This is a genomic window from Myxococcus sp. MISCRS1 (assembly GCF_026626605.1).
Classification (GTDB): domain Bacteria; phylum Myxococcota; class Myxococcia; order Myxococcales; family Myxococcaceae; genus Myxococcus; species Myxococcus fulvus.
Genome location: NZ_JAPNKB010000001.1, coordinates 9,160,397 through 9,184,891 on the forward strand (window position 1 = coordinate 9,160,397; position 24,495 = coordinate 9,184,891).

At 71.2% G+C, this 24,495-nt stretch carries 13 protein-coding genes; 10 read left to right on the forward strand and 3 right to left on the reverse strand.

What is annotated here, in order from left to right:
- Positions 1-9 precede the first annotated feature (9 nt).
- The 9 genes from OWM54_RS36875 to OWM54_RS36915 all read left to right on the forward strand — a co-directional run bounded on the left by OWM54_RS36875 (position 10) and on the right by OWM54_RS36915 (position 13,285).
- Positions 10-879: a hypothetical protein gene (locus OWM54_RS36875; protein ID WP_267700411.1), complete on the forward strand. Its 870-nt coding sequence runs from the start codon at positions 10-12 to the stop codon at positions 877-879.
- A complete protein-coding gene (locus tag OWM54_RS36880; RefSeq protein WP_267700412.1) occupies positions 872-4,078 on the forward strand; it encodes a serine/threonine-protein kinase in 3,207 nt (1,068 codons plus the stop codon). The genes OWM54_RS36875 and OWM54_RS36880 overlap by 8 nt, the downstream gene beginning before the upstream one ends.
- 72 nt (positions 4,079-4,150) lie before the next feature.
- The gene (locus OWM54_RS36885; protein WP_267700413.1) at positions 4,151-6,475 is read left to right on the forward strand and encodes a lantibiotic dehydratase; all 2,325 of its coding nucleotides are present in this window, start codon (positions 4,151-4,153) and stop codon (positions 6,473-6,475) included.
- Positions 6,472-8,106 (forward strand): hypothetical protein, encoded by a 1,635-nt coding sequence (locus tag OWM54_RS36890; protein WP_267700414.1) that lies wholly within the window; start codon positions 6,472-6,474, stop codon positions 8,104-8,106. Before OWM54_RS36885 ends, OWM54_RS36890 begins: the two co-directional genes overlap by 4 nt.
- Positions 8,103-10,403 carry a lantibiotic dehydratase gene (locus tag OWM54_RS36895; RefSeq protein ID WP_267700415.1) on the forward strand — a complete coding sequence of 767 codons (2,301 nt, stop codon included), beginning with the start codon at positions 8,103-8,105 and terminating at the stop codon, positions 10,401-10,403. The genes OWM54_RS36890 and OWM54_RS36895 overlap by 4 nt, the downstream gene beginning before the upstream one ends.
- A gap of 62 nt (positions 10,404-10,465) precedes the next feature.
- The gene (locus OWM54_RS36900) at positions 10,466-10,900 is read left to right on the forward strand and encodes a hypothetical protein (protein WP_223785335.1); all 435 of its coding nucleotides are present in this window, start codon (positions 10,466-10,468) and stop codon (positions 10,898-10,900) included.
- Positions 10,901-11,050: 150 nt separating this feature from the next.
- Positions 11,051-11,452, forward strand: a complete 402-nt coding sequence (locus tag OWM54_RS36905; RefSeq protein WP_223751635.1) for a hypothetical protein — start codon at positions 11,051-11,053, stop codon at positions 11,450-11,452.
- Positions 11,453-11,566: 114 nt separating this feature from the next.
- The gene (locus tag OWM54_RS36910; protein WP_267700416.1) at positions 11,567-12,664 is read left to right on the forward strand and encodes an NAD(P)/FAD-dependent oxidoreductase; all 1,098 of its coding nucleotides are present in this window, start codon (positions 11,567-11,569) and stop codon (positions 12,662-12,664) included.
- 57 nt (positions 12,665-12,721) lie between these two features.
- On the forward strand, positions 12,722-13,285 hold the full coding sequence (locus tag OWM54_RS36915) for a hypothetical protein (RefSeq protein ID WP_267700417.1): 564 nt from the start codon (positions 12,722-12,724) through the stop codon (positions 13,283-13,285).
- Between the two features lie 12 nt (positions 13,286-13,297).
- Here the strand turns inward: OWM54_RS36915 and OWM54_RS36920 are convergent, their stop codons facing one another.
- From OWM54_RS36920 to OWM54_RS36930, 3 genes are all read right to left on the reverse strand, one after another.
- Positions 13,298-15,094, reverse strand: coding sequence for a tetratricopeptide repeat protein (locus OWM54_RS36920; RefSeq protein WP_267700418.1), 1,797 nt, complete (start codon positions 15,092-15,094; stop codon positions 13,298-13,300).
- 215 nt (positions 15,095-15,309) lie between these two features.
- Positions 15,310-16,524 (reverse strand): benzoate/H(+) symporter BenE family transporter, encoded by a 1,215-nt coding sequence (locus OWM54_RS36925; RefSeq protein WP_267700419.1) that lies wholly within the window; start codon positions 16,522-16,524, stop codon positions 15,310-15,312.
- A 439-nt stretch (positions 16,525-16,963) separates the two neighbouring features.
- On the reverse strand, positions 16,964-18,580 hold the full coding sequence (locus OWM54_RS36930) for a glycosyltransferase family 2 protein (RefSeq protein ID WP_267700420.1): 1,617 nt from the start codon (positions 18,578-18,580) through the stop codon (positions 16,964-16,966).
- A gap of 223 nt (positions 18,581-18,803) precedes the next feature.
- Between OWM54_RS36930 and OWM54_RS36935 the strand changes: the two genes are divergently transcribed.
- Positions 18,804-24,491 (forward strand): ATP-binding sensor histidine kinase, encoded by a 5,688-nt coding sequence (locus tag OWM54_RS36935; RefSeq protein WP_267700421.1) that lies wholly within the window; start codon positions 18,804-18,806, stop codon positions 24,489-24,491.
- Positions 24,492-24,495: the final 4 nt, after the last annotated feature.

The following is a 24,495-nucleotide window of genomic DNA, read 5'->3' on the forward strand; positions in this document are numbered from 1 at the left end:
GCACCTCGTTTGAGTACCGCACCCCACCTGGAGGCCAGTGGCCTCCTGCTGATTGCAGATGCTTCCCTGCCCGCGGCCGCGCTCGAGCAGGTGGTGCCTCTGCTGACGCAGGGTGGGGTGGGGGCCTCCGCGGAGACGTCCCCGTCGACGGGCTCGCGCGGCCTCCTGCTGTTCGACGGGGTGCTCAAGCCCGAGCACGCGCAGTGGCTGCGGCGCGAGCCCCCGGCGTTGCTGCTGGCCACGCGCGAGCGCGACGGCGGCCCGTCCATGTGGGAGGCGCTCCTGGTGGGCGCGGTCCTCAAGCCATCCGGGACGCTGATGCCCGAGCGCGCGGAGGTGACGCGCCATCCGCTGCGCCGCGTGGCGGACATCCACGAGGCGGCCACGGCGGCCGCGGCGGCGGTGGGCGCGGCCGAGGGCAGCCGGGTGGCCGCGGGGCTGGTGGCGGACGTGGTGCATGAGATCTCCGCCAACGCGCTGCTGGATGCGCCGGTGGACGCCAAGGGCGAGCCCCGCTACGCGCACCGCCGCACCGAGGTGCGCGAGGTGGCGCCGGAGGACGCCTGCGAGCTGGTGTTCGCGGTGGAGGACGGCCGGATGTGGCTGGAGGTGGCGGACCGCTTCGGCGGGCTGCGGCCGGGGCCGTTCGCCCGGGCGTTGGACGGGTGGGGCCAGAAGGTGAAGGTGGATGCGTCCGGGGGCGGAGCGGGCCTCGGGTTGCGCCGCATCCTCGAGCATTGCGACACGGTGGCCGCGCGGGTGTGCGTCGGCCGCGAGTCTCGCGTCGTGTGCGTGGTGGACCTGGGAGACGCGCGCCGCCGCGCGACCCAGCCCAAGTCACTGCTTTTCTGTTCGCATGAGGTCAGGGCCGGTGGATAGCCAGGGTTCCAACGCCATCATCAGCCGGCTCCGTGTGGGTACCATCACCCACGTCCGGATCGCCGGCGTCATCGACGAGACCTTCCCCCTGACGTCGACCAGCCCGGAGCTCAGCGGGCTTCTCGTCGTCGACCTGGGGAGGGTGGAGCGCATCAGCTCCTTCGGCGTGCGTCGGTGGATCGAGTTCGCCGCCAAGCTGCCCCCGGGCGCGCTGGGGCTCTACGTCGTCCACGCTCCGCCCGTCGTGGTGGACCAGCTCAACATGGTGGAGGGCTTCGCGGGAGTCGCCCGCGTGCTCTCCATGCTGGCGCCGTACACGTGCCGCACCTGCAACGAAGACCGGATGCGGGTGGTGAACTTGGTCGACGAGGCGCAGGTCATCGCCGAGGAGCGCGCGCCCGAGCACGCCTGCCCCGTCTGCTCCAACCCGCTGGAGTTCGCGGACCTGCCGGGCGAGTTCTTCGACTACGCGCGCCGCCAGCAGTTCGGCACCGTGGACCCGGTGGTGATGCGCTACCTGCGCGCCAGCATGCCGAAGGAGCAGCCGGACCTTCCGCAGCACCTGAAGATCGTCCAGGACGACATCACCTTCATCTCGCTGGCGAGCACGCTCAAGGGCGACCTCAACGTGCGCCGGCTCGCCTCGGGCCTGGAGGGGCGCGTCGCGTTCGACTTCAGCCACGTGAGCAAGGTGGAGCCGGAGGCCTTGCCCAAGCTGGAGCAGGTGCTGGACACCGCCGCGCAGGGCGCGCAGGTGGTGCTCTGCCGGCTGCCTCCGCCGGCGCTCGCCGTGCTGGCGCGCTCGGCCAAGCTGCTGCCCGCGAAGCTCGCCACGCTGTGGCTGCCGTGTGAGTGCCGCAGCTGCGGACAGGTGAGCCACCAGCGCATCCAGGCCAGCGCGTACCTGGCGCAGTTGCGCACGCAGCAGACGGGCCTGTCCAACGAGTGCCCCATCTGCGGCGGCGCCGCGCAGGTGCCGCACATGCCCCAGCTGCAGGGGTTCCTGGCGCGGATGCAGCTGACGGACCGGCCGCTCGAGGACATCGAGGTGCTGGAGCCGCGCGCGCTCAGCCAGTACCTGTTCGGGTCCACCAACATCGACCCGCAGGCGAACAAGGGCTCGCCCACCGACATCTCCAACTCGCTGGGCAGCACCAAGCTGAACGTCATCCGCCGGCTGGGGCAGGGCGGCATGGCGGAGGTCTTCCTCGCCAAGCAGGTCGGCGTGAAGGGCTTCGAGAAGTTCGTGGTGATGAAGAAGATCCTCCCGCAGTTCGCGCAGAACCCCGAGTTCGTGGACATGCTCTTCGCGGAGGCGCGCGCCAACGCGCGGCTGACGCATCCCAACGTCGTGCAGACCTTCGACGTGGGCGTGTCCGACGGGGTGGCGTACATCCTGATGGAGTACGTGCGCGGGCCGGACCTGAAGCGGCTGGTGAACGAGCTGCGCCGCAAGGGGCTGGCGCTGCCCCTGGAGCACGCGCTGCGAATCGTGGCGGAGGTGGCCGCGGGCCTGCACTACGCGCACGCGTACGTGGACCCGGCGGGCATTCCGCACCCGGTGGTGCACCGCGACGTCAGCCCTCACAACGTGCTCATCTCGCTGGACGGCGCCATCAAGCTCAGCGACTTCGGCATCGCCAAGGTGGCGGGCGAGGAGCACACGCAGGCGGGCGTGCTGAAGGGGAAGATTTCGTACATCTCCCCGGAGGCCGCGTCCGGGCGCACGCTGGACGCGCGCAACGACGTGTTCGCGCTGGGCGTGGTGCTCTTCGAACTGCTCACCGGACAGCTGCCGTTCCGCAGGGACCACGACGCGGCCACGCTCAACGCCATCGTGCGCGAGCCGGCGCCGGTGCCCTCGCAGCTGCGGCCCAACATCCCGCAGGACGTCTCCGACCTCATCCTCCGCGCGCTGGTGAAGGACCCGGCGCGTCGCACGGCGTCCGCCGCGGCGATGCGCGAGGAGATTGAAGCGGTGATGGCGCACCACCGCCTGAACTCGTCTCCGGCGGCGGTGGCGCAGTTCTTCAAGGACACGCTCGGGGACCGGCTGGTGGAGTACGCGCCTTCGTCCGCGACGGGGACGGGCAGCCATCCGCGCCCGGTTCCCTCCGGGAGCGGCACGGGCAGCGGCGACATGGCCGCGCCGGTGGACGGCAAGACGCCGAGGCCGGGGACGGGCAGTGGCCCGAAGCCGACGGCCTCCACCAGTGGAAGCATCCCCCGCGTGCCGGGGACGGGCAGCGGCAACGTGTCCGCGCCCCCCGTGCCCGGGACTCCACCGCGTCCGTCTCCCGTGGCCGCGCCGCCTCCGCGTCCCGCGCCGGTCGCCGCGCGTCCCGCGACGCCGCCTCCCGTGGCGCCCGTGCGTCCTCCTCCGCCTCCCGTCGCGCCCGAGCTGCCGATGCTCCCGGATCTGGACGCGGGGGACAGGACGGAGGTGGTGGTGCTCCAGCCGGGGGTAACTCCTCCCGCGGCGCCTCCGCGTCCCGTGGCGCCCGCGCCCAGGCCCTCGCAGCCGGGACACACCGCGGTGCCCACGCCGCAGCGTCCGTCGTCCGTGGGGATTCCCGCGGCGAACGTGGCGCCCAGGCCGGCTCCTTCGCCCCGTCCCTCCACGACGGCGCATCCGGTCCCGGTCGCGCCTTCTCGCGTCGAGCCCGAGGTCGAGGCCGATGGGGCGGAGCCCTCGAATGCCTCCACGTGGAAGTGGGCGGCCATCGGTGGTGGCGCGCTCCTGGTCATCGCGGTGGTGGCGCTGGTGATGCTGCGCGGCTCCGGCTCTGTGTTCGTGAACCTGTCGGAGGGCGAGCACGTGTTCGTCGGCGGTGTGCGGGTGGAGCCCGGCACGAAGACGCTCGCGGTGCCGTCCACCGGCTCGCTGCTCATCTCCACGGCGGTGGATGGCAAGCTGCGCCGGTTCGGCACGACGACGCAGCGCGAGGACATCGACGTGCGCACGCTGGCGGACGCCACGCCGCAGTCCGGGACGCGTGGGGCGCTGAGCGTGGCGACCAGCTCGCCGGGGTGTGAGGTGAAGGTGGACGGCGCGGTGCTGCCCCACCGCACGCCGGTGACGAAGTCCTCCATCGAGGCGGGCAGGGAGCTGGAGGTGGTGGTGAACTGCGCGGGGAGCGAGAGCACGCGGTGGGTGCTCGCGGTGCCTGGGCAGGAGATTGTCGTGACGGCTCGCTAAAGTCGCAGTGGCTGGCCTCGGGACGGGACGCCTCTTGTGGGGCGTCCCTCGAGGTTGAAGGGCATGTGATCCATGAAGGGCTGGACCCTCTTCCCCCACCTCGTCGTTCGCGCGACAGGCTTCCCGTTCGACTGGCTGGAGCGGCTGGGGTGTCCGGAGTCGGCGCGATGGGCGCGCGCGCTCGAGGCGGAGCGGCGCGCCTTGGACGCGCTGCGTGCCCAGGGCCCGCGCGTGCACCGTCCTCCCCGGGAGCTGCTCTCCGCGCTCAAGGCGGGCCGCCCCGTCGACACGGAGGGGCTGGAGGCCCCCGAGCGCTTCGCGGAGTGGAACACCCGCGCCCGCGCGGCGCAGGAGGCGGAGGCCGCCCTCGCGTCGGCGCTGGAGCGTGAGCTGCCGGCGGTGGAGACGCAGATGGAGGCGCTGTGCCAGGAGCCGCGCTTCCTGGAGGCGGTGGCCAGCTCCAGTCCCCCCGTGGCCAGGGACCTGCTCGCCAAGCGCGAGGGCTCGCGGCTGCGCAGGCAGGTGGCGAGCTACCTCCAGCGGCTGTGCGCGAAGAACGAGACGATGGGCTTCTTCGGCCCCATCAACTACGGCCGGGTGGATGCTCAGGCGCCCACGGGCGTGACGCTGCGCTGGTCCGGGCCCGAGACGCTGGTGGGGCGCAACACCTTCGCGGCGTCGTGGCTGGTGCAGGGGCTGGTGCGCGCGATCGCCTTCGACCCGGACATCGCCTCGTGGCTGGTGCCGCGACGCAAGGCCTTCGCGGAGATGCCCGCGCGCAAGGCGGGGCCGACGCCGGAGAGCGCGGAGGAGCTGCTGCCGCGAATCGTGGAGCTGGCGGATGGGACGCGCACGCTGGCGGCGCTCGCGTCCTCGCTCGGCGTGGCGCCCGGCATGGCGCGCGAGGCGCTGCGGCTCGGCTGTGACAAGGCGCTGCTCACGCATCAGCTCGAGGTCCCGTCCGCCGTGCATCACCCGGTGGACGACCTGGCCCAGCGGGTCGCCGCGCTGCCGGGCGCGGGCGCGCGTCGTCACGTCGAGGGGCTGAGCACGCTGCTGGAGCTGATGGGGCGCTACGGGGCGGCCGACGCGAGCGGGAAGATGGCGCTCCAGGACGCCTTCGCGCGCAGGGCGAAGGAGCTGTGGGGCGTGGCGCCACCGACGGAGCGCGGCCCCGCGTCCGAGTCCCACAACTTCTACCAGGACCGTCTCCCGCTGCGGGAGGAGTGCGGCGGAGACCTGCGGCTGGAGGTTGGCGGTGAGCGCGCGCGGGAGCTGGGCGCGCGCCTGGAGCCGGCGCTGGCGTGGATGGCGGAGGCGGCGTGGCGCACGCGTGACGCGGCCCGTGAGGCGGTGGCTCGCAAGGTGGGCTCGCGCACGGTGCCCTTCTGGAAGGTGGCGGCCGCCGCCGCGGACCTGCCCGTGCCGCTGGACACGACGGTGGCGGAGCTGCTCGCGAAGTCCATTCCCGACGCGGCCGCCCGGTCCGTCGAGCTGGGCGCGGTGGAGCGCCCCTCGTGGGACACTGGGAGGACCCTGCCACTCGTCACCTCCGTGGACCTGCTGGTGGGCGCCACGGACGTGGAGGCGTGGGGCCGGGGCGAGTACACGCTGGTGATGGGAGACATCCACGACACCGCGCTCGTGTGGGGCTGGGCGCTCCAGTTCCATCCGTCGCGCGCGAAGGTGGAGAGCGAGATGGTGCGCGCGCTCGGGGCGCTGTCTCGCTCCGTGCCGTTGGTGACGGTGTTGCCGTCGCGGCGCACGGGGTTGTTGCCCTCCGAGTTCCCGGGGCCGGTGGTGGAGCTGGGCGGCGTGAGCTCCCATGCCTCCGCGTGGCGAATCCCCCTGGATGACCTGTTCGTCGAGAGCGATGGCAAGAGCGCGCGGCTGGTGTCGAAGCGGCTGGGCTCCGAGGTCTGCCTCTACAACGGCGAGCTGGAGAGCGCGGTGCACACGGCGTTCTCGCTGCCTCGCATCCGCCCCTTGAAGGTGTCCCTGGGAGAGCACACGCCCCGAGTGACGCTCGGTGGCGTGGTGGTGCAGCGCGAGCAGTGGAAGCTGGACGCGGCGGCGTGTGAGGCGCTGCTGGCATGCAAGGACGACCGCGCGAGGCTGCGTGTCGCCGCGGGCCTGTGGGACGCGCGGGGGCTTCCTCCGTGTGTCTTCGCGAAGTTCAAGGGCGAGCGCAAACCGGTGCTGGTGGATGTGCGCAGTCCGCCGCTGCTGCGCGTCTTCCTCAACCTGCTGGAGCAGAAGGAGGAGGTCCTCCTCTCGGAGATGCTGCCCGGGCCGGACCAGCTCTGGCTGCGAGGGCCCTCGGGCCGCCACACGGTGGAGCTGCGCTGCACGCTGATGTCGGGGTCTCCCTCCGTCTCGCGGGAGGAGGAGCGATGAAGTGGCTGGTGCTGCCTCCACACCGGGACGTGACGCTCGTGCCCGAGGTCCCGGAGGGGTGGCACCTGTTGGACCTGGCGAGGGACTTCACCCGTCGGGTCTTCTCCGCCGGGTCCGTGGAAGCGGAGTGTCTGACGCGCGAGTCGTCGCCTCCGTCGGCCCAGACGATGCGCGAGCTGCTCCTGCTGCGGGCCGCGCAGGGCCTGCGTGAACGAGGCGCTCTGTCGGAGCTGCGCGCGCTGGGCGCGGTGCTGACGGCCATCTCCGGCTCGCCGCACGGTGTGCACCTGCGGCTCGATGACGTGGAGCTGGAGTCCGGGACGACGGAGCGGAGCGCGGACGTGCAGCGCGTGTCGGGGATGCCCTCGCCGTTCTCGGATGACGTGGCGGCGGTGCTCGCTCGGTTCGAGGATGCGCGGTGCGTTCGTCTGTGGCTGGAGCGAGACCTCCAGCTCCCGGCCGCCGTGTCTCTGGCGCAGGCGTGCCCCGCGCACGTGGCCCTGGAGGTCGCGGGGCCCTTTGCCTCGACGCATCGCAAGGTGCTGGCGCGGATGCCCGCCTTCCGGCGCGCCACGTTCCCGGAGCAGGTCCCCGCGTTGCGTTGGCGTGTGCGCCCGCTGTCCGGCGACACGAGCGTCGAGGACCTCGTGTGGATCTCCGACGGGCTCGGGCTGGAGGTCCTGGCTCCGTCTCCGTGGGGTGATGACCAGGACTGGGCGGTGATGGAGCCCGACAGCGCGAGGCCGGAGTCCGGACCCGAGGAGGGTTGGCTCGGTCGGTGCGCGTTGGACGACGTGCGCGCGTACACAGGGGGCGCGCGGTGGGCGGGGCATGTCTCGCTCGGCTCGCTCCTGGCCGCGGACGCGCTCGTGGAGAGCGGCGGTCACACGGTGGTGGTGGGGTTCTGCGGCCTCGCGAGCGGTCGCGTGGTCGACCCCGACCACGGCTTCATCCCGGTGGAACTCCTGGTCCAGGGCTACCAACGACTGAAGGCCGCGGGCGTGCGCGTCGTCGCGGAGTGGTGGGTCGGCGCGCCGGGTGTGGACGAGGCGGCGCTGGACGCCACGCTGGCCGCGCTGGAGGGCTCACGCTTCTTCGACCACCTCGCCGGAGTGCGCCCGTTCCATGCGTCGGTGGAGCGCATCGCGCGGGTCCGCAACCCGGCGCGCTGGTGGGGACAGCCCGGAGACGCTCCGGCGGACCGCGATCTGTCGCGCAGTCGCCCCGTCGAGAGGCCAGGCACGATTCCCAGTGCGCGTCTGCCCGGGGTCCTCACGTCGCTGGCGAGCCGGCTGATGACTCGGGCTCCGCTCAGTCCAGGCCGTGTCGCGGCGGCCTTCCTGCTCGCACCGCCAGGCCTCGATGGCGCCACGCACGTCCGCCTGGACGTGGACTGCGCGGTGGTGCACCTGCCCGCCACGCTCGAAGGGGCGCCGAAGCCTTCCTGGTACGCGGCGAACCTGCGCACGGGTGGGGTGGTCGCGATGGATGCGCGCCTCGCGCCGGTGCTGGCCCGATTGACCGAGGCCACCGACGTGGCGAGCGCGTTGCCCCAGGTGCCGGAAGCGCAGCGCGCGAAGCTGGTGGAGATGTTGGTGACGAAGTCCATCCTGGAGAGGACGCACGGATGAGCGGACGCTGGACCTTGGGCGAGGTGTTCGTGCTCCGTCATGCCGGCTTCCCCTTCGACTGGCTGGAGTCGCTCGGGTTCTCCACCGCGCTGGTGGACGACGCGAACCGATGGCTCGCGGATGAGCAGGCGCTCATGGATGCGCTGAGCGCGGAAGGCAGCCCCGTCAAAGCCCCCGTCCTCCGGGCGTTGCTCGAGAACGACACGGCGCCGCGTTGGGCGCCCGCGGGCTCGGAGCGCCTCGCCGCGCTGTCGCGCCTGCGCGCCGGGTACAAGTCCCTCCAGGCGCGCCATGCCCAGGAGCGCTCGGAGCTGCGCTCGAGGCTGCGCGAGCGCGCGGCGGAGCCCTCCATCCAGGAGGCGGTGTTCCTCTCCAGCCCCGCGATGTTCGACAACGTCTGGGCGCGCTACCTGCGCGGCGGTGAGAGCAGGGACACGTCCGACGGGCGCCGGGTGGAGCGACAGGTCTACACGTACCTCCAGCGCTTCTGCGCCAAGAACGAGACCACGAGCTTCTTCGGTCCCATCTCCTACGGCGAGCGCACGGACGAAGACGGGTTCGACGTGCGCACCGTCGCGAGCGGTGACACGAGCCGACGCACGTTCTTCTCCTTCTGGGCGGTGACGGAGCTGGCGCGCGCGGTGGGCCGTGAGCGCACGCTGCGGCCCCATCTCCCGTTGCGCCTCAACCCGCTCTTCACGGTGTCCCCCGGCCGCGCCGCCTGCGAGGTGTTGAAGCTGGAGGTGCCGCTCTCCGAGAGCGCCGAACGCCTGCTGTCCGTGCTCCGCGAGCATCCGACCCCCGCCGCCGCCGCGAAGGTGCTGGGCATCGCGGTGGAGGACGCCGAGCGCGCCGCGCTACCCCTGGTGAAGGGTGCGCTGCTGCTCTGGGGACTGCCATTCCGCCCCAACGACTTCGCGACCTTCGAGAGCGTGCGGGACGCCGTCGCCGCGCTGCCCGAGCTGGAGGCGCGCTCGCGTTGGTTGGAGCGCCTGGACACGCTGTCGCGACTGAAGGCCGAGTTCCAGGTCGCGGACCTGACCCGCCGCAAGGTGCTGCTCCTCGAACTGGAGGCGTGCTTCACGGAGGCCACCGGCAAGCCAGCCCGACGCGGTGACGGTCAGGTGTACGCGGACCGGCTCATCCTCTACGAGGAGGCCAGCTCTCCGTTCCGTCTGCGCTTCGGCCGCCGCTTCACCGAGGAACTCGAATCCGCGCTGAGCGGCCCGCTCGAGCTCTCGGCCGCCTATGGCGAGCGCGTCCAGCAGGGCTTCCGCGAGCAGGTGCGCGAGGCGCTCGGCACGGACGAGCGTCCGGTGGACCTGCTCGACTACGCGGTGCGACTGCGCCCGGACCAGGTGACGGGCAGCCGCTTCTCACCGGTGCCCCCGGTGTTGTTGGACGAGTCACCCGAGCGCGCGCGCACGTTGCCCGTGGACTTCCTCGGCACGTCCACGCCGGGAGGCCGCTACGCGCTGCCGGATGTCTGCCTCGCCGCGAAGGGGGCCGGCGCGGGCTTCGAGGTGATGCTCGCGCGAGTGCATCACCACCTGCTCCTGCGAAGCTGGCTGAGCGCGTTCTTCCCGTCGAAGGAGCGCTACTCGGCGGTGGCCTCGCGCTGGTTGGAGTCGGACCCGTCCGCGCGCGGACTCGTGGGCCTGTCCATCCGCCGTCGCAACAAGGGCTTCTATGTCTTCCCGGGCCGGCGGCTCGTCTACTCGGTGTCGGACGTGCTGGACGTCGAGGACGGCGCGCTCACGCCGGGCGACGTGAAGGTCCTGCCCACGTCCAAGGGCCCCGTGCTCGTGGACGGGAAGGGTGAGCGGCTGCACCTGTACCTGCCGCTGGATGACTTCTCTTCCTACCCGCCCTTCGCCGCGCTGGCGCATCCCCAGGTGCTCCATGCGCCGCTGCGCACGAAGGGACAGCACCTGCCTCGGCTGAGCATCGGCGGCGCGGTGTACCAGCGCGAGCGCTGGGAGTTGTCCTCCGAGCACCTCGCGCGCCCCTCGGGCTTCGAGCTGTTCCTCGCCGTGCAGCGTGAGCGCCAGGCGCGCGGCTGGCCTCGCTTCGTGTTCATGCGCAGCACGAAGGAGCGCAAGCCCTACCTCATCGACACCGCGAGCCCCTTCGCGTTGGACCTGCTCTCGCACCTGGCCCGCGAGGCCGAGCGGCTCTCCGTGGAGGAGATGTACCCGGCCCCCGAGCAGCTCTGGCTCCGGGACGAGCGGGGCCGCTACACCTGTGAGCTGCGCATGCAGTTCACCCGCTGGAGCGAAGGCGCCTCGCCGCTTTGACATCCGAGCCGTGTCCGCGAACAGAATGCGCCCGAGGTTCAGCGCACCACCCTGGAGAGGTCATGGCTGGAGAGAACACCGTCGTTCCGGAGCCCCGGAAGCTCAAGCGCCCCGTGGAGGAGATTCGCGCGGAGCTGCTCGCGGACGCCGACGTGAAGGAGCAGGCGCGGATGCTCCAGATTCCGGTGGAGGCCTACGTCGAGAAGATCATCGGCTACAAGCTGCACCCCGAAAAGCCGATGCCGCTGGAGATCACCCTCGACCACGAGCTCAAGGCCAAGGACCCCAAGGCCGCCACCGTCGAGGAGATCCAGGGCCACCTGGACAAGCTCATCAGCGGCGAGGTCATCATCAGCCGCGCCCAGCAGCGCGACGGCTTCAGCTCCGACAAGGGCGATGAGCGCTACAAGGCCGCGCTGGCCTCGGACGCGGTCCTCACCGGCGCCCCCGAGTCCCGGGGCGCGCCGACCCCACCTCGCGACCCGAAGAAGGGCTGAGCCCCGCAACCACTCGGAATCACTGGGCCTGACGGGGCTCTCCCGGATTTGTTCCGGATCCACGGAACTTTGTGGGCGCCCGTCCGATAACTCCACTGTCAGGCTTACTTTCGGCGGACGCTGCGCGACGCCGGCACGCGAGAGGCAATCATGGGGCTCTTCAAGAACGTTCTCGGCAAGGCGCTGGACATCCTCAAGCCGGCGCTCACGGCCATCAACCCGGCCCTGGGCATCGCGGCGGGCTTCGTCAGCGGGCTGATGAAGGGCGAGAACCCGCTCCAGGCGGGCCTGGGCGCGGCCATGGACCTCTTCCCCGGCGCGAGCGTCGCGAAGAACCTGCTCAACAAGTTCCCGGGTAGCAACTTCCTCGAGGGCATGGGAGGCAACAGCCTCGTGAGCGGCCTGCTCGACAAGATGGGCGGCAAGAACCAGATCACCGACCTGCTCTCGGACGTGATGAAGGCGAACGAGAAGGGCGGCCTGTCGGAGCAGAGCCTGCGCAACGCGGCGGAGCTGTTCGCCAAGCGCATGGCCGAGGCGACGCCGTCCTGATTCGGGCTTCCATTCAGTAGCCCTCCCCCCCGGGCGCCGTCCCCTCGATACAGGGGCGGCGCCCTTCGTGTATTCAGGGAGCGACATCTCGCTGCACACCGGTGGGTCTGACGGATGGGTTTCAGCTCGGAGGTCCTGATTCTCGGCGCGGGCGTGGTGGGGCTGTCGGCCGCGCGGCGGCTGGCGGCGCTCGGCGCGCGCGTGACGGTGTTGGACGCGGTGGACCCGGGAGGCCGGGGCTCTCGCGCGGCGGCGGGTGTGGCGATCCCCTCCGTGCGCCTCCACGACGACGCGGACATGCTGGCCTTCGCGCGCGGCGGCAGGGATGCGCTGGTGGCCGAACTGGACTCGCTCCCCGAGGGCGCGCTGCTCCGCCGCGGCCAGGGCATCCTCCGCATCGCCGCCGATACCAAGGGCCGCGACGCGCTCGCGGCGCGCGCCGAGAAACATCCCGAGGAGCTGGGCACGTGGGTGGACGCCGCGCGCCTGGTGGAGCTGGAGCCCGCGCTGGAGGGAACGCCGCTGTTGGGGGCCTTCGAGTCGTCGCGTGGCCACATGGTGGACACGGAGGGCTACGTCAACGCGCTGCTGGGCGCGGCGGCTCGCGCGGGTGTGCGACTGCGGCTCGGTGAGTCGGCGCGCGCGGTGGAGGAGACCTCCGACGCCGTGGTGCTGCGCACGGACCGCGAGACGCTGCGCGCGGACCAGCTCCTCGTGAGCGCGGGGCCCTGGTCCTCGACACTCGCGGGCCTGCCTCCGCTGCCGCTCAAGCCGGTGCGAGGGCAGATGATGGTGGTGCACCAGCCAGGGCTCTCCTTGTCGCGGGTCGTGTCCGGGCCGACGTACCTGGCGCCGTGGCGCGCGGGCGAGCTGGTGGTGGGGGCCACGGAGGAGGACGTCGGCTTCGTGGAGAATGTGACGCCCACGGGCCTCCTTCACCTGAGCGCCACGGTGGCGAAGCTGGCGCCGCGTCTGCGCGAGGCTCGCTTCGTGCGGGCCTGGGCCGGGCTGCGCGCGGTGACGCCGGATGGTCGTCCGTACCTGGGGCGCTACCCGGGCACGCGGCGCACGTTCGTGGCCACGGGGTTGGGCGGGCAGGGGATTCTCACCGGCGCCCACGCGGCGGCGCTGGTGGTGGAGCAGCTGGCGTCGGGGCGCGAGGCGCCGTTCCCGCCTGCCCGGGACTTGGTGCCGGGCGAGGGGCGCGGCTGACGTCTTTGCTGGGAAACACCGTCTCTGGGCCGGAATGCAGTGGGTGGGGAATCCGACATGCGTGACGAAGTGTCTCGAGGAAAGACGTACCTGCGCGTCCCGTTGCTGTTGGTGACGGCCGTGCTCTCCATGGGCAGCGGCATGGGCAACCCGGGCTGCGACAGCGGGGATGACGACGTCGACGTCATCGCGCCCGAGGAGTGTGAGTTCGGCTGCGCCGTCAGCGGCGCCTATGTGTTCCGCTTCCAGGACACCACGCCGTTGAGCGCCGAGTGCGGCCAGGTGGGCGTGTCGTTGCCGGAGGGCGAGCGGGTCGTCGTCGTCCAGAACGGACGCGAGGTGGACATCCAGGGCACCCTGGGCGAGGTCCCGCTCACGGGCTCGCACTACAAGGTGGGCGAAGACAAACACCTCGTGCTGAGGGCGGTGGTGGAGCTGCGTCGCCGCGAGGGCCCGCCCACCGAGCTGCTCTATCTCATCGAAGGCGTGTTCGCCGAACCCCCCGAGCGCCTCGATGCACCGGCCTCCTTCTCCGGGACGTTCAATGCCAGCCACGTGAAGACGATGGATGGCGACCCGGAGTGCCGCGTGGTGCGCCGCTTCACGGCGACGCGCCAGTGACGCGTCGATGTCTCAGTAGAGGCTGACCGAGTCGAACGGTCGGTTCAGCTTCGTGCGAGGGCGGGGCAGCAGCGCGTGCACCGCCTTCGCGTCCGACTTCGTGAGGGCGTCCACCAGGGCCTGGGTCTCCTTGGGCCAGGTGGTGCTGGCCCGGGCGCAGCGCAGGGCCTCGGACCAATCCTCGCGTCCCGCCGCGAGCGACAGCCCCGCCAGGCTCTCCGCCGCCTTCAGGGGCTCGCCAATCTCGCGGGCGTGCTGCTCGGCGCGGGCGAACCACTCCACCGCCTGCTCCATGCGTCCGTCGTCCAGGAACAGGCGGCCCAGCTCCGCCGCGATGACCTGACGGTGGAACGAGTCGCGCAGGGCCTCCGCGCTGGCATAGGCCTGCTGGAAGTGGTCCACGGCCTCGTCACGCTGGCCCGCCGCGAACTCCAGGCCCGCGAGTCGGTAGCGGTGGTGCTTGGAGAAGTTGACGCCCCAGCGCTCGCTGATGCCCTCGAAGCGCCGCCACGTGCCGATGGCGTCCGCGAACTGCCGCGCGGATTCCTGCAGGTAGCTGGCATTGGAGATGAGGTTGATCTTCAGGTGCGTGGCGCTCGCGTCGTGCAAATCACCTACGCAGCGCATGGCGAGCTTCTCCTCCACCAGCGCCTTGTCGAGCTTGCGCTCCTGGAACCAGGTCAGCGCGCACACGTTGCGCAGCCAGCCCTCCTGGAGCGCGCGGTCCGGCGCGGTGGAGCGGCCGAGCTCCGCGAGCCCCGCCTCCACCTCCGCGCGGGCATTGGGGAGCTGTCCGAAGCGCTTGGTGAGCGTCAGCGCGCGGAACATGTGCAGCCGCGCGCGCAGCTCGGGAGGCAGTCGGCACTCGAGCCCGCGGCCGAACGCGGCCATGGCCTCGTCGTGCGAGCCGGTGAAGACATGCACCACGCCCATGCACCGGTGGAGCAGGGCCTTCAGCTCGTCCTCGTCGCCCAGGCTCGCGCGGTCGATTTCGATGGCCGGCGTGGTGAAGCCCGTATCGAGCGCCTCCCAGGCCTGGACCACGCGCCCGGGGAAGTTCGGCTCGGACGTGGACTCGAGCAGCGACAGGCCGTGCTCGGCGGCGAGCAGCGCGCCCTCGTAGTTCGTGGTGAAGAAGCAGCTGCGGATGGCGAGGATGGCCGCGGCGACGCGCGCCTCGCGCGACTCCGACTCGTCCACCACGAGCCGCAGGTAGCGGCCCTCCAGGTCCACCGCGGGCTCCAGCTCGCGCGAGGACACGGGGCCCGGGCCGGAGGCGTGGGGGACGCGCATGCGGTCGCACAGCGAGTCGAGATAGGCCTGCCGGCGGGACTCGAAGGCGGCGGCGCCATGGGGACGTCGCATCCGCCAGCCGGTGAGCAGGAGGGTGCCGTCCAGGCCCTCCAGCCGGGCCCACTCGGCGGCGCGCATGACGGCGCGCAGGCTGACCAGGTCACACTCGCCCGCGCCATGGAGTACGAGCGGGCGGCCGCTGGCGCGCAGCGTCTCCACGAGGGTCCGCGCGGCCACGGTGAGAATCCAGAACGTCTGTTCGGATTCACGGTGGAGCCGTCGCTCGGACGGGGACAGCGCCAGGTCCTCGAGCGCGGGGACGCCCTGCGTCGTGCCCGGGAACAGCCGGTTCCACTCGGAGGGGTGGGCGGCGGCGATGGCGCGGTGGACGTCGGGGGCCGCGTCCTCACAGGCCTTGAGGACCTTGCGCAGGCCGCCGAAGGCGGTGGGCAGCGCCACGCCGACGTCGACTTCGATGGCGCGGGAGGGGAGGGCGGAGGGAACTCCCTGTTCCACGGACACTGCGAAGGCAAGACCAGGTCGGGCGCTCACGCTGGGGGGGCCTCGAGAGGGGGACGACTGCGGACGACTCGAGGCGTACTTTCACATTCTCCAAGCAACCGAGCAATCCGGGGTCCCCGTAATTCACCCGGGGCGGAACGACCAGGTGTCTTCAGCGATGTATCACGCGGCGCGCCATGTGTCGGGGAAGGCGGGCGCGCGGGGGATTCCTAGCGTCGCCAGTTGACGACGGTGGAGGTGGCGAGACCCAGGACCAGGGCCCAGAAGGCGGCGCCGACGCCGAACAGGGAGACATTGGACAGGGCGACCAGGAAGGTGACGACAGCACCCTCGCGATGGCGCTCGCTGCTCATGGCCGTGGACAGGCTGTTGGCGATGGTGCCGAACAGGGCCATGCCGGCGATGGCGAGGACGAGCTCGCGGGGGAAGGCGGTGAAGAGGGTGACGAAGGTCGCTCCGGCCAGGCCCGCCAGGAGGTAGAGGACGCCGGAGACGACGCCGCCGGCATAACGCTTGGAAGGGTCCTCGTGGGCTTCCTTGCCGGTGCAGATGGCGGCGGTGATGGCGGCGAGGTTGAGCGCGAAGCCGCCGAAGGGGGCGAGCACCATCGTCGCGAGGCCCGTGGTGGTGATGATGGGCGAGATGGGCGTGGTGTAGCCGGACGCGCGCAGCACCGCGACGCCGGGGACGTTCTGGGACGCCATGGTCACGATGAAGAGCGGCACGCCGACGCCGAGCAGCGCGTGCCAGGAGAACGTCGGAGCGGTGAAGACGGGCGTGGCCCAGGCGAAGTGGAGCTCGGAGAAGCGCATCAATCCCGAGGCCCAGGCCACGCACGTGCCGAGCCCGAGGACGACGAGGATGGCGTAGCGGGGCCACAGGCGCTTGCCGAGCACGTACGCGCCCAGCATGACGGCGACGAGCAGGAGCCGCGTCTTCATGGACACGAAGACGTCCAGGCCGAAGCGGGCGAGGATTCCGGCGAGCATCGCGGCGGTGAGGGGGAGCGAGATGTGTCCGAGCGCTCGCTCGAACCACCTGGTGACGCCGAAGAGGGTGATGAGCGCGCCGCAGAAGAGGAACACGCCGATGGCGTCGGACATCGGCAGGCCGACGAGGCTGGTGGCGAGCAGCGCCGCGCCGGGGGTGGACCACCCGGTGAGGACGGGCGCGCGGTAGCGCAGGGACAGGCCGATGGTGGTCGCGGCGATGCCGAGACCGAGGGCGCCCATCCAGGAGCTCATCTGCGCGGGCGTCGCACCCGCGGCCTCCGCGGCCTGGAAGATGAGGGCGCCCGTGCTCGAGAAGGCCACGAGCACCGTGACGAAGCCCGCGGACAGCGTGGAGCCCGTGAAGGCGGGCGCGGTTCCGCCGGTCAGCAGTTGACTGGCTTCAGCGGACGGTGTGACGGCGTGCTGTTTCATCCACTCGCCACCGTATGCCCGCGCGAGCGGTACAGAACAGGGGGCGCCGAAGCCAGTACAGAAGCCACGTCGCTGGACGTGTCTCGGATGTGAGGGTTTGATTGGGTGCCACGGGTTGGAATGTCTGGGTGAGCTGTCCTGCCTGGACCCTTGCTGGTCGCTCGTCCAGAGGAGCACGCTGATGCAATCAACAGTCCAAGGACCCAGTGTATGACAGGCTCGTTCCCCTGCTGCAGGACGGTCTGCTGCCGAGCGCCGACAACTACCTTGGCAAGACGTGGGTGGCCTCCTTCGGTTCCCCGCAGACGTCGGCGGGTCCCGTCCCGGGCTGGCTTTCGAATGGGGATACCAGCCCGTTCGCGCTGCTTTCGGGGGCGGGGTTACATCCGGTGGAGGACGGTGAAAGAGGACCCCTCGGGTTGCCAGTTCGAAGCCCGGCTCACGGCGCCCTCCGGCGGGTCCTGCGGCACGGTGCGCCTGCCGAGCACGGGATGGCTCCCGCCCGAAAGATGTCGAACGCCTCGCCCATCAACATCCGCACGGTGTCGGTGGGGTGGGGGAACCAGTAGGGCTGGTGGACCTGCTTCGGGGCCACATTCGCCTCGTGGATGCGCGCGACATAGAAGCTCGGGTCCTGGAGCACCTGGACCCGAGGCGTCACCGCGCCCCAGAGGAAGCGCGCGTCTTCTCCGACCTGGATGTCCGCGAACGGATTGCGCTGCCAGAACGCCTTCACGTAACACATCGTCCCGCCGGCAACCCAGGGGCGATGACCCCGGGGATAGACATACTGCCAGGACTGTCCCGTGGACGGCTGATGATAATAGACACGCGTCAGTCCATTCACATCCGCGCCTGAGTCGAGCAGGGACGTGACCTGATATCGAAGCCGCCGAGGCGCGAGCCAATCATCGTCATCCCAGTGGACGATGACCTCCGCTCGCGCCGCCTCGCAGGCGAGGTTCCGCTTCGCCCCCACGGAGTGGCGCCCCTCCAATCGCACGTACCGGATGCTCGGCAAGTCCGGTAGCAGGTCCGCGACAGGCTCGCTGCCGTCATCGACCACGATGAGCTCCTTCTCCGCCCAGTCCTGGGAAAGGAACCAGCGCACCGCCAACGGCACGAACCTCCGCCGGTTGAACGTCGGCATGATGCAGGACACCGTCGGACGCGACGGGATGACCGGTGCCCGCTGGGGCTCCTCGACAACCGGCGCCGGTGCCTCCTTCTCAGGCGGACGCTCGTAGCCACCGAATCGCGCCCGCACATGCGCGCGCAGCGGGTCCTCCAGCCGACGTGGAATCGGGTGCGCCCAATACGCGCGAGGCGCGTCCATCGCGGTGTCGAGCTGCGCGGTCGAGTACTCGACCCGGTACTTCACCCACTCGTAGTCACACGGGCTCGTGAGGACGCGATGACCCAGGAGCGCGGCGAGCGTGGGGAACAGCACCTCCTCCGATGCCCAGATGCGCGAGCGTCGCAGGATGTCCCGGAGCTGCTCATCCCGCTCCCACAGCGCGACCAGGTCCCGAGCCGCGTCCACCGTGAACACCGTCGACGGCCAGAACGTCCAGTGGACGAACTGCGACTCCCCATTCACGAACTTCCGGAGGAACGGCCTCCACAAATCCACCTCGCGCCGAGCCTCGACCGCCGGAGCCGCCCGCGGCCCAGGTCCATGTGGCGCCTGCACATTCCCCAGGAGCCCCGCCCCAGGATTCGCCGCCAGGAAACCCCGCAGGTGCTCAGAGTACCCAGGTCGCAACCCGAGCTGGTCCGAGTCGACGATGGTCATCGCCTCGAACGGATGGCTCTCCAGCGCGAAGCGGAAGCAGTCGAGCGCGAAGTCATGCAGCCAGCCCCACTTCATCGGCCGCGGAGCCGGATGGACCACCGCGTTGAAGCGCTCGAAACAGAGCCCGTCGAGCAGTCCCGGATGCTTCCCGCCGTTGTAGAGCAGGATGAGCGAGTCCGGGTCCAGGTGGTGGAGGTTGCGCACCAGGTCCATGACGCAGTCGGGCCGCTCGTGGACCAGGCACGCGAAGATGTTCCGCATCGAGCCCCCTGCCGCGTGACGCGGCGCCGCACCGCCCATCACCTTACCCGCGGTCGCTGACGCCGCTCACTACTCGACGTGTCCACCTCCAGGTCCGTGCGAATCCGGTAGGGCGTGCGTGTGTGCTGTTGACGTCCGAGCGGGAGGAGGCCCGCCCCCCTGGACAGGTCCTCGCCCGCATCGTCCGTTACAGCTTACGAGTAGGGTCGTCGCCGAGGGGGGCATGATGCTCGAACTGCCCGGCTTGCAAGACGCTCGGAGAATCTACCGGGGCCACCGGTATGACGTGCTCCGTGCCTGGACTCCCGACGGCGGCGCTCGGGTGCTCAAGGTCGTCCGCGAAGGCCCGCTGGCGGAGAGCAGCGCCGGAATGCTGCGCCACGAACATGTGATGCTCCGCGAGCTGTCCGACCTCGACGGGGTGGTCGACGTCATCGGCCTCGAAGAGCTGTCGGGCCACCTGGCCCTCGTCCTCGAGGATGCCGGCCCCACTGACCTCCGGGACCTGCTGCGACGAGGACCGCTCGAGGTGGACCTCTTCCTCGAACTGGCCCTGGACGTGGCGACCACCCTGGGCGCCCTGCATCGGCGGCACGTCATCCACCGTGACCTCAACCCCGCCAACCTCGTCGTGGCGGCCAGCGGTCGCCGACTGGTGATGATCGACTTCGACCTGGCCACCAGCGTGCAGGGCCTCGTGCGCAGCGCCGGTGTTCCGGGCGGCTTCGAGGGCACGCTGCGCTACATCGCCCCCGAGCAGACCGGGAGGATGGGCCGGCGCGTGGACCACCGCGCGGACCTCTATGCGCTGGGCGCGACCTTCTACGAGATGCTCACGGGCGAGGCGCCCTTCCTCTCGGCCGATGCCGCGCAGCTCGTGCATGCGCTCCTGGCACAGCCTCCCATTCCTCCCGCCGACCGGAACGCCTCGCTCCCGAGCATCCTCTCCGACGTCGTGCTCCGCCTGCTCGCGAAGTCCCCCGAGGAGCGCTACCAGAGCGCCGAGGCCCTCGTCGCAGACCTGCGGGAAATCCAGCGACGCTGGCGCGGTCCCGGGACGCCCATCACCTTCGAGCTGGGCCGCCACGACCTCGCGCGCGAGCTGGGCCTGCCCGACAGGCTCTACGGCCGCGAGCGTGAACTGGCCCTCCTGGATGCCGCCCTGGAGCGCGCCCGCGCGGGCTCTCGCGAGTGGGTGTTGCTCGCCGGAGCCTCCGGGAGCGGCAAGTCGTCCCTGGCCAACGTCCTGCGCGAGCGCGTGGGCGCGGGCCACTTCCTCGCGGGCAGGTCTCCCGAGCTGCGAGGGCAGACGCCCTATGCGTCGCTGATGGAGGCCGTGCGCGGGCTCGTGGTGAGCGTCCTCGAGCTGCCGCCCGAAGGTGTGGAGGCGTGGCGACTGCGCCTGCAGAAGTCCCTCGGAAACCACGGGCGCATGCTCACCGAGCTCGTGCCCGAGCTGGAGCGACTCATCGGCGAACAGCCCCCCGTCGTCGCGCTGGGGCCGCGTGAGGCCGGGAGCCGCTTCCTGCTGATGCTCCAGTCCTTCCTCCGCGACCTGGCCACCGCCGAGCAGCCCCTGGTGCTCTTCCTCGACGACCTCCAGTGGGCGGACGCGGCCACGCTGGAGCTGCTCTCACGATTGTCGACGGACTCGGAGCTGCACCACCTGCTGGTCCTCGGCGCCTGGCGTCCGGGCGAGTGGGGGCCCACGCATCCCCTGGAGCGCTGGCGGACGGCGCTCTGCGCCGTGGGGTGCTCGCCGCTCCTGCTGGAGCTGGGGCCCTTGGACCTGCCCGCGTTGACGGCGCTGTGCGCGGACGCGCTGAAGTGCGACGCGGCGCACGTCGAGCCACTCGCGAGGCTCGTGCTCGAGAAGACCGCTGGCAATCCCTTCTCCGTGGGCCACTTCCTGCGGCACCTGCATCGCACGGGGCTGCTCACGTACGACCTGGAGTCGGGGACGTGGCACTGGGAGCTGGAGCGGATCGCGCAGGCCGAGGTCACCGACAATGTCGTGGAGCTGATGCTCGACTCCATCCGCCGACTGCCGGCGTCGACGCAGCGCCTGTTGACGGTGGCCGCGTGCATGCGAGGGCAGGTGGACCTGTGGTTGCTGGCGCGCGTGGTGGAGGCGCCCCTGGAGGACACGGCGGGAGCGCTCTGGAGCGCCCTGCGCGCGGGGCTCCTCGTCCCGGAGGGGCGTGGCCCTCGCTTCCCGTCCCAACAGCCGGTCAGCCTCATGTCGGTGAATCAAGCCACGTATCGCTTCGCGCATGACCGCGTCAGGCATGCCGCGTACTCACTTCTGTCCGAGGCCGAGCGGGCCGCCGTGCATCGCGCCATCGCCCGCCATCTCTGGGCCGATGCGCGGGGCACGGAGAACGAGTCGCGCGTGTGCGAGGTGGTGGACCACTACCACCTGGGCGGCGACGTGGTGCGTGACACGAACGAGCGCACGTGGCTCGCCGAGCTCAACCTGCGCGCGGGACGCAAGGTGCGCGATGCCTCCGCCTTCGAGGCGGCGCTGGCGTACTTCATGCGTGCTCGCGCCCTGCTGCCCGAGGACGCCTGGTCGACCCGGACCGAGCAGATGCTCCAGCTCCACCGGGACGCGGCCGAGTGCGCGCAGCTCACCGCAGACCGCCTGTTGTCCGAGCGCCTCATCGACGCGGCGATGGCGCACGCGCGCACGCCGCTGGAGAAGGTGGACCTCTACGTCCTGCGGATGAACGCGAGCATCTTCGCCAGGGACCACGAAGCCGCGCTCCGGCACGCGCGCGAGGGGCTCCGCTTGTTCGGCGTGGAACTGCCGGAGGGGGATGCGACCGAGGCCTTCCGCGCGGAGCTCCCCCAGGTGGAGGCCCTGTGGAAGGACCGCTCCGAGGAGGCGCTCCTGTCCGCGCCGCGCATGGACGCGGAGTTGGAGCGCGGCTGCATGCGGCTGTTGATGAACGCGGGCATCGCGGCCTGGTTCTCGGACCCGCCGATGTTCTCGTTCATCTACACGCGCATGGTGGGCCTCACGCTGCGCCACGGCAACAGCGTGTACTCCGCCTTCGCGTACGTGTGCTTCGGCCTCGTCTTCGGCGAGTCCCGAGGCGACTACGCCGCGGGCCACCCCTTCAGCCACCTGGGCATGGAGCTGAGCCGCCGCTTCGACGAGCCGCGCGAGGAGTGCCGCGTGCTCGCAGCGTTCCTCTTCTACATGCGCCACTGGCGCGAGCCCCTGCGCTCGTCCATCCCGCTTCTGCGCCGGGGCATCTCCGCGGGGCTCGAGAGCGGTGAGCCGCAGTACGTCGCATACTTGCTGGCGAGCCTCAGCTTCACGCGCTTGCGGATGGGCGCCGAACTGGACCGCGTCCACGCGGAGAGCGAGTCGGCGCTCGCGTTCGACCAGAAGAGCGGACAGCGCGCCATGGCGGACCTCCAGCTCGCGCTGCGTCAGGCCGTGCGCTGCCTCCAGGGGCGGACCCGCGAGCGCGCGGGCTACGACGATTCGACGTTCGACACGCGTGCGTTCCTCGAGAAGGCCCAGGGGGACCCCACCATCCTCGGGCAGTTCTTCATCCTCCGGCTCCAGACGTCCTATCTGCTCGGAGACCTGTCGGGCGCGCGGGAGATGCTCCGCGCCGCCGAGCCCCACCTGCGGTTCATGCCGTCGCTCTTCACCGTCACCGAGCACGCCTTCTTCAGCGCGCTGGTGCACGCGGCGGGCAACGGCGCCCTGACCTCACTCGACGAGCGTCGGTCCCTCGTCGAGCGCGCCTGGAGCCAGTTCCGCCACTGGTCGACGAATTGTCCGGAGAACTTCCGCCACCGCTACCTGCTGCTCTGCGCCGAGCGTGCCCGGCTCGAAGGCCACGTCACCGAGGCCGCCGAGCTCTTCGACGAGGCCATCGACCGAGCACGCGAGGACGGCCATCCCCACGACGAGGCGCTCGCGAACGTGCTCGCGGGGCGGCTGTACGGCGCGCTGGGCCGCAAGCGCGTGGCCTCGCTCTACCTGCGCGCCGCGCGGGAGGGCTTCGCCCGCTGGGGCGCCAAGGCCGTGGTGTCCGCGTTGCAGGAGGAGTTCCCCGACCTCCAGGTGCAGGAGTCCGGCCTGTGGGACCAGACCGTCACGCCCACGGGCGACGACTTCCGGGGCGCGTCACTCGACCTGCTCAGCATCCTCAAGGCGGCGCAATCCCTGTCGGGCGAGGTCGCCCTGGAGCGGCTGCTCGAGAAGTTGATGGCGGTGTGCCTGGAGGTGGCGGGCGCGCAGCGCGGCGCGCTGGTGTTGGACGAGCAGGGCGCGCTGGTGCTCACGGCGGTGGGCGGAGTGGGGGAGCCCCTCTCGCGGCCCCAGCTTCCCCTCGTGGGTTCGACGCTGGTGCCCGAGTCGCTCCTGGCGCACGCCTTCCGCACCGGGGACGCGGTGGTGCTCGGGGACGCCGTGCACCAGGGGCGCTTCGTGTCGGATGCCTACGTGGCGCGGCAGCGCGTGAAGTCCGCCCTGGTGGTGCCCATCCGCCGCCACGCGCGCACCATGGGCGTCCTCTATTTGGAGAACAACCTGGCCACCCACGCCTTCACCCCGGACCGGGTGCGCGTGCTCCAGTTGTTGTCCTCGCAGATGGCCATCTCGCTGGAGAACAGCCTCCTGTTCGAGGAGCGCCGGCGCGCGGAGGAGGCCGTGCGCTTCCTCGCCGAGAGCAGCGTGGTGCTGGCCGAGGCGCTGGACTTCGAAGCGACGCTGTCCCGGCTGGCGCGCCTGTGCGTGTCCTCGCTCTCCACGCTCTGCGCCATCGACGTGGTGGAGCCCTCGGGCGCCATCCGCCGGCTCTCCACCGCGCACGCCGACCCGGGACACGAGCGCATCGCTCGCGACCTGCAGTCGTTCTACACACCCGACTGGGACTCGTCCCAGCCCGCCATCGCCGTGCTGAAGAGTCGCGAGCCGCTGCTCATCCCCGTCATCACCGACGAAGTCCTGGAGCGGTTGTGCCGCGACGAGGCGCATGTCGCGCTCATCCGCGCGCTGAAGGCCCGCTCCTTCCTCGCGGTGCCGCTCATCGCCCGGGGGCGGATGCTGGGCGTCATCTCGCTCGTGTCCTCGGTGCCGGGCAAACGCTACGGGCCCCCGGACGTGGAGCTCGCGCAGGACCTGGCGCGCCGCGCGGCCATCGCCCTGGACAACGCGCGGCTGTACCACGAGTCCCAGGACGCCATCCGCCTGCGCGACGAGTTCCTCTCCATCGCCGCGCACGAGCTCTACACCCCCATCACCGCGCTCCAGCTCTCCGTGCAGGGACTCGCCCGGAGCGAGGTGCCCACGCGCGACGCCGTCCAGCGCGCCTCCAGGACGACCCAGGCGCAGACCCGGCGACTGGCGCACCTGGTCGACGAACTGCTCGATGTCTCCCGAATCCAGACGGGCCGCCTCCACCTGACGCTGGAGCCGGTGGACCTGGCCTCCGTGGTGCGCGACGTGACCGAAGGCATGCGGGACGCCATCCAGCGCTCCCGGTCGCCCATCTCCTTGAGCCTGTCCCCGGACTGCATCGGCCGATGGGACCGCGTCCGCCTGGAGCAGGTGGTGACGAACCTGTTGTCCAACGCCCTCAAGTTCGGCGCCGGCGGCCCCATCGAAGTGCGACTGGCGCATGCCGAGGGCCGTGTCCACCTGGACGTCATCGACCAGGGCATCGGCATCCCCGCCGAGCGACTGCCTCACATCTTCGGCCGCTTCGAGCGCGCCGTGTCGTCACGCGAATACGGGGGCCTGGGCCTGGGCCTCTTCATCGTCCGCGAAATCGTCGCGGCGCTCGGCGGACAGGTCCACGCACAGAGCATCCAGGGCGAGGGCGCCCGCTTCACCGTCGAGCTGCCGAGCGAGGGCCCCGTGGACCTCCGCGCCAGCAACCCCTGACACC

Excerpts from the sequence above, each read along its gene's own strand:
- OWM54_RS36910 (WP_267700416.1), top strand. The coding sequence starts at position 11,567 with ATGGGTTTCAGCTCGGAGGTCCTGATTCTCGGCGCGGGCGTGGTGGGG.
- OWM54_RS36905 (WP_223751635.1), top strand. The coding sequence starts at position 11,051 with ATGGGGCTCTTCAAGAACGTTCTCGGCAAGGCGCTGGACATCCTCAAG.
- OWM54_RS36930 (WP_267700420.1), bottom strand. The coding sequence starts at position 18,580 with ATGCGGAACATCTTCGCGTGCCTGGTCCACGAGCGGCCCGACTGCGTC.
- OWM54_RS36935 (WP_267700421.1), top strand. The coding sequence starts at position 18,804 with ATGATGCTCGAACTGCCCGGCTTGCAAGACGCTCGGAGAATCTACCGG.
- OWM54_RS36925 (WP_267700419.1), bottom strand. The coding sequence starts at position 16,524 with ATGAAACAGCACGCCGTCACACCGTCCGCTGAAGCCAGTCAACTGCTG.
- OWM54_RS36915 (WP_267700417.1), top strand. The coding sequence starts at position 12,722 with ATGCGTGACGAAGTGTCTCGAGGAAAGACGTACCTGCGCGTCCCGTTG.
- OWM54_RS36885 (WP_267700413.1), top strand. The coding sequence starts at position 4,151 with ATGAAGGGCTGGACCCTCTTCCCCCACCTCGTCGTTCGCGCGACAGGC.
- OWM54_RS36895 (WP_267700415.1), top strand. The coding sequence starts at position 8,103 with ATGAGCGGACGCTGGACCTTGGGCGAGGTGTTCGTGCTCCGTCATGCC.
- OWM54_RS36900 (WP_223785335.1), top strand. The coding sequence starts at position 10,466 with ATGGCTGGAGAGAACACCGTCGTTCCGGAGCCCCGGAAGCTCAAGCGC.
- OWM54_RS36890 (WP_267700414.1), top strand. The coding sequence starts at position 6,472 with ATGAAGTGGCTGGTGCTGCCTCCACACCGGGACGTGACGCTCGTGCCC.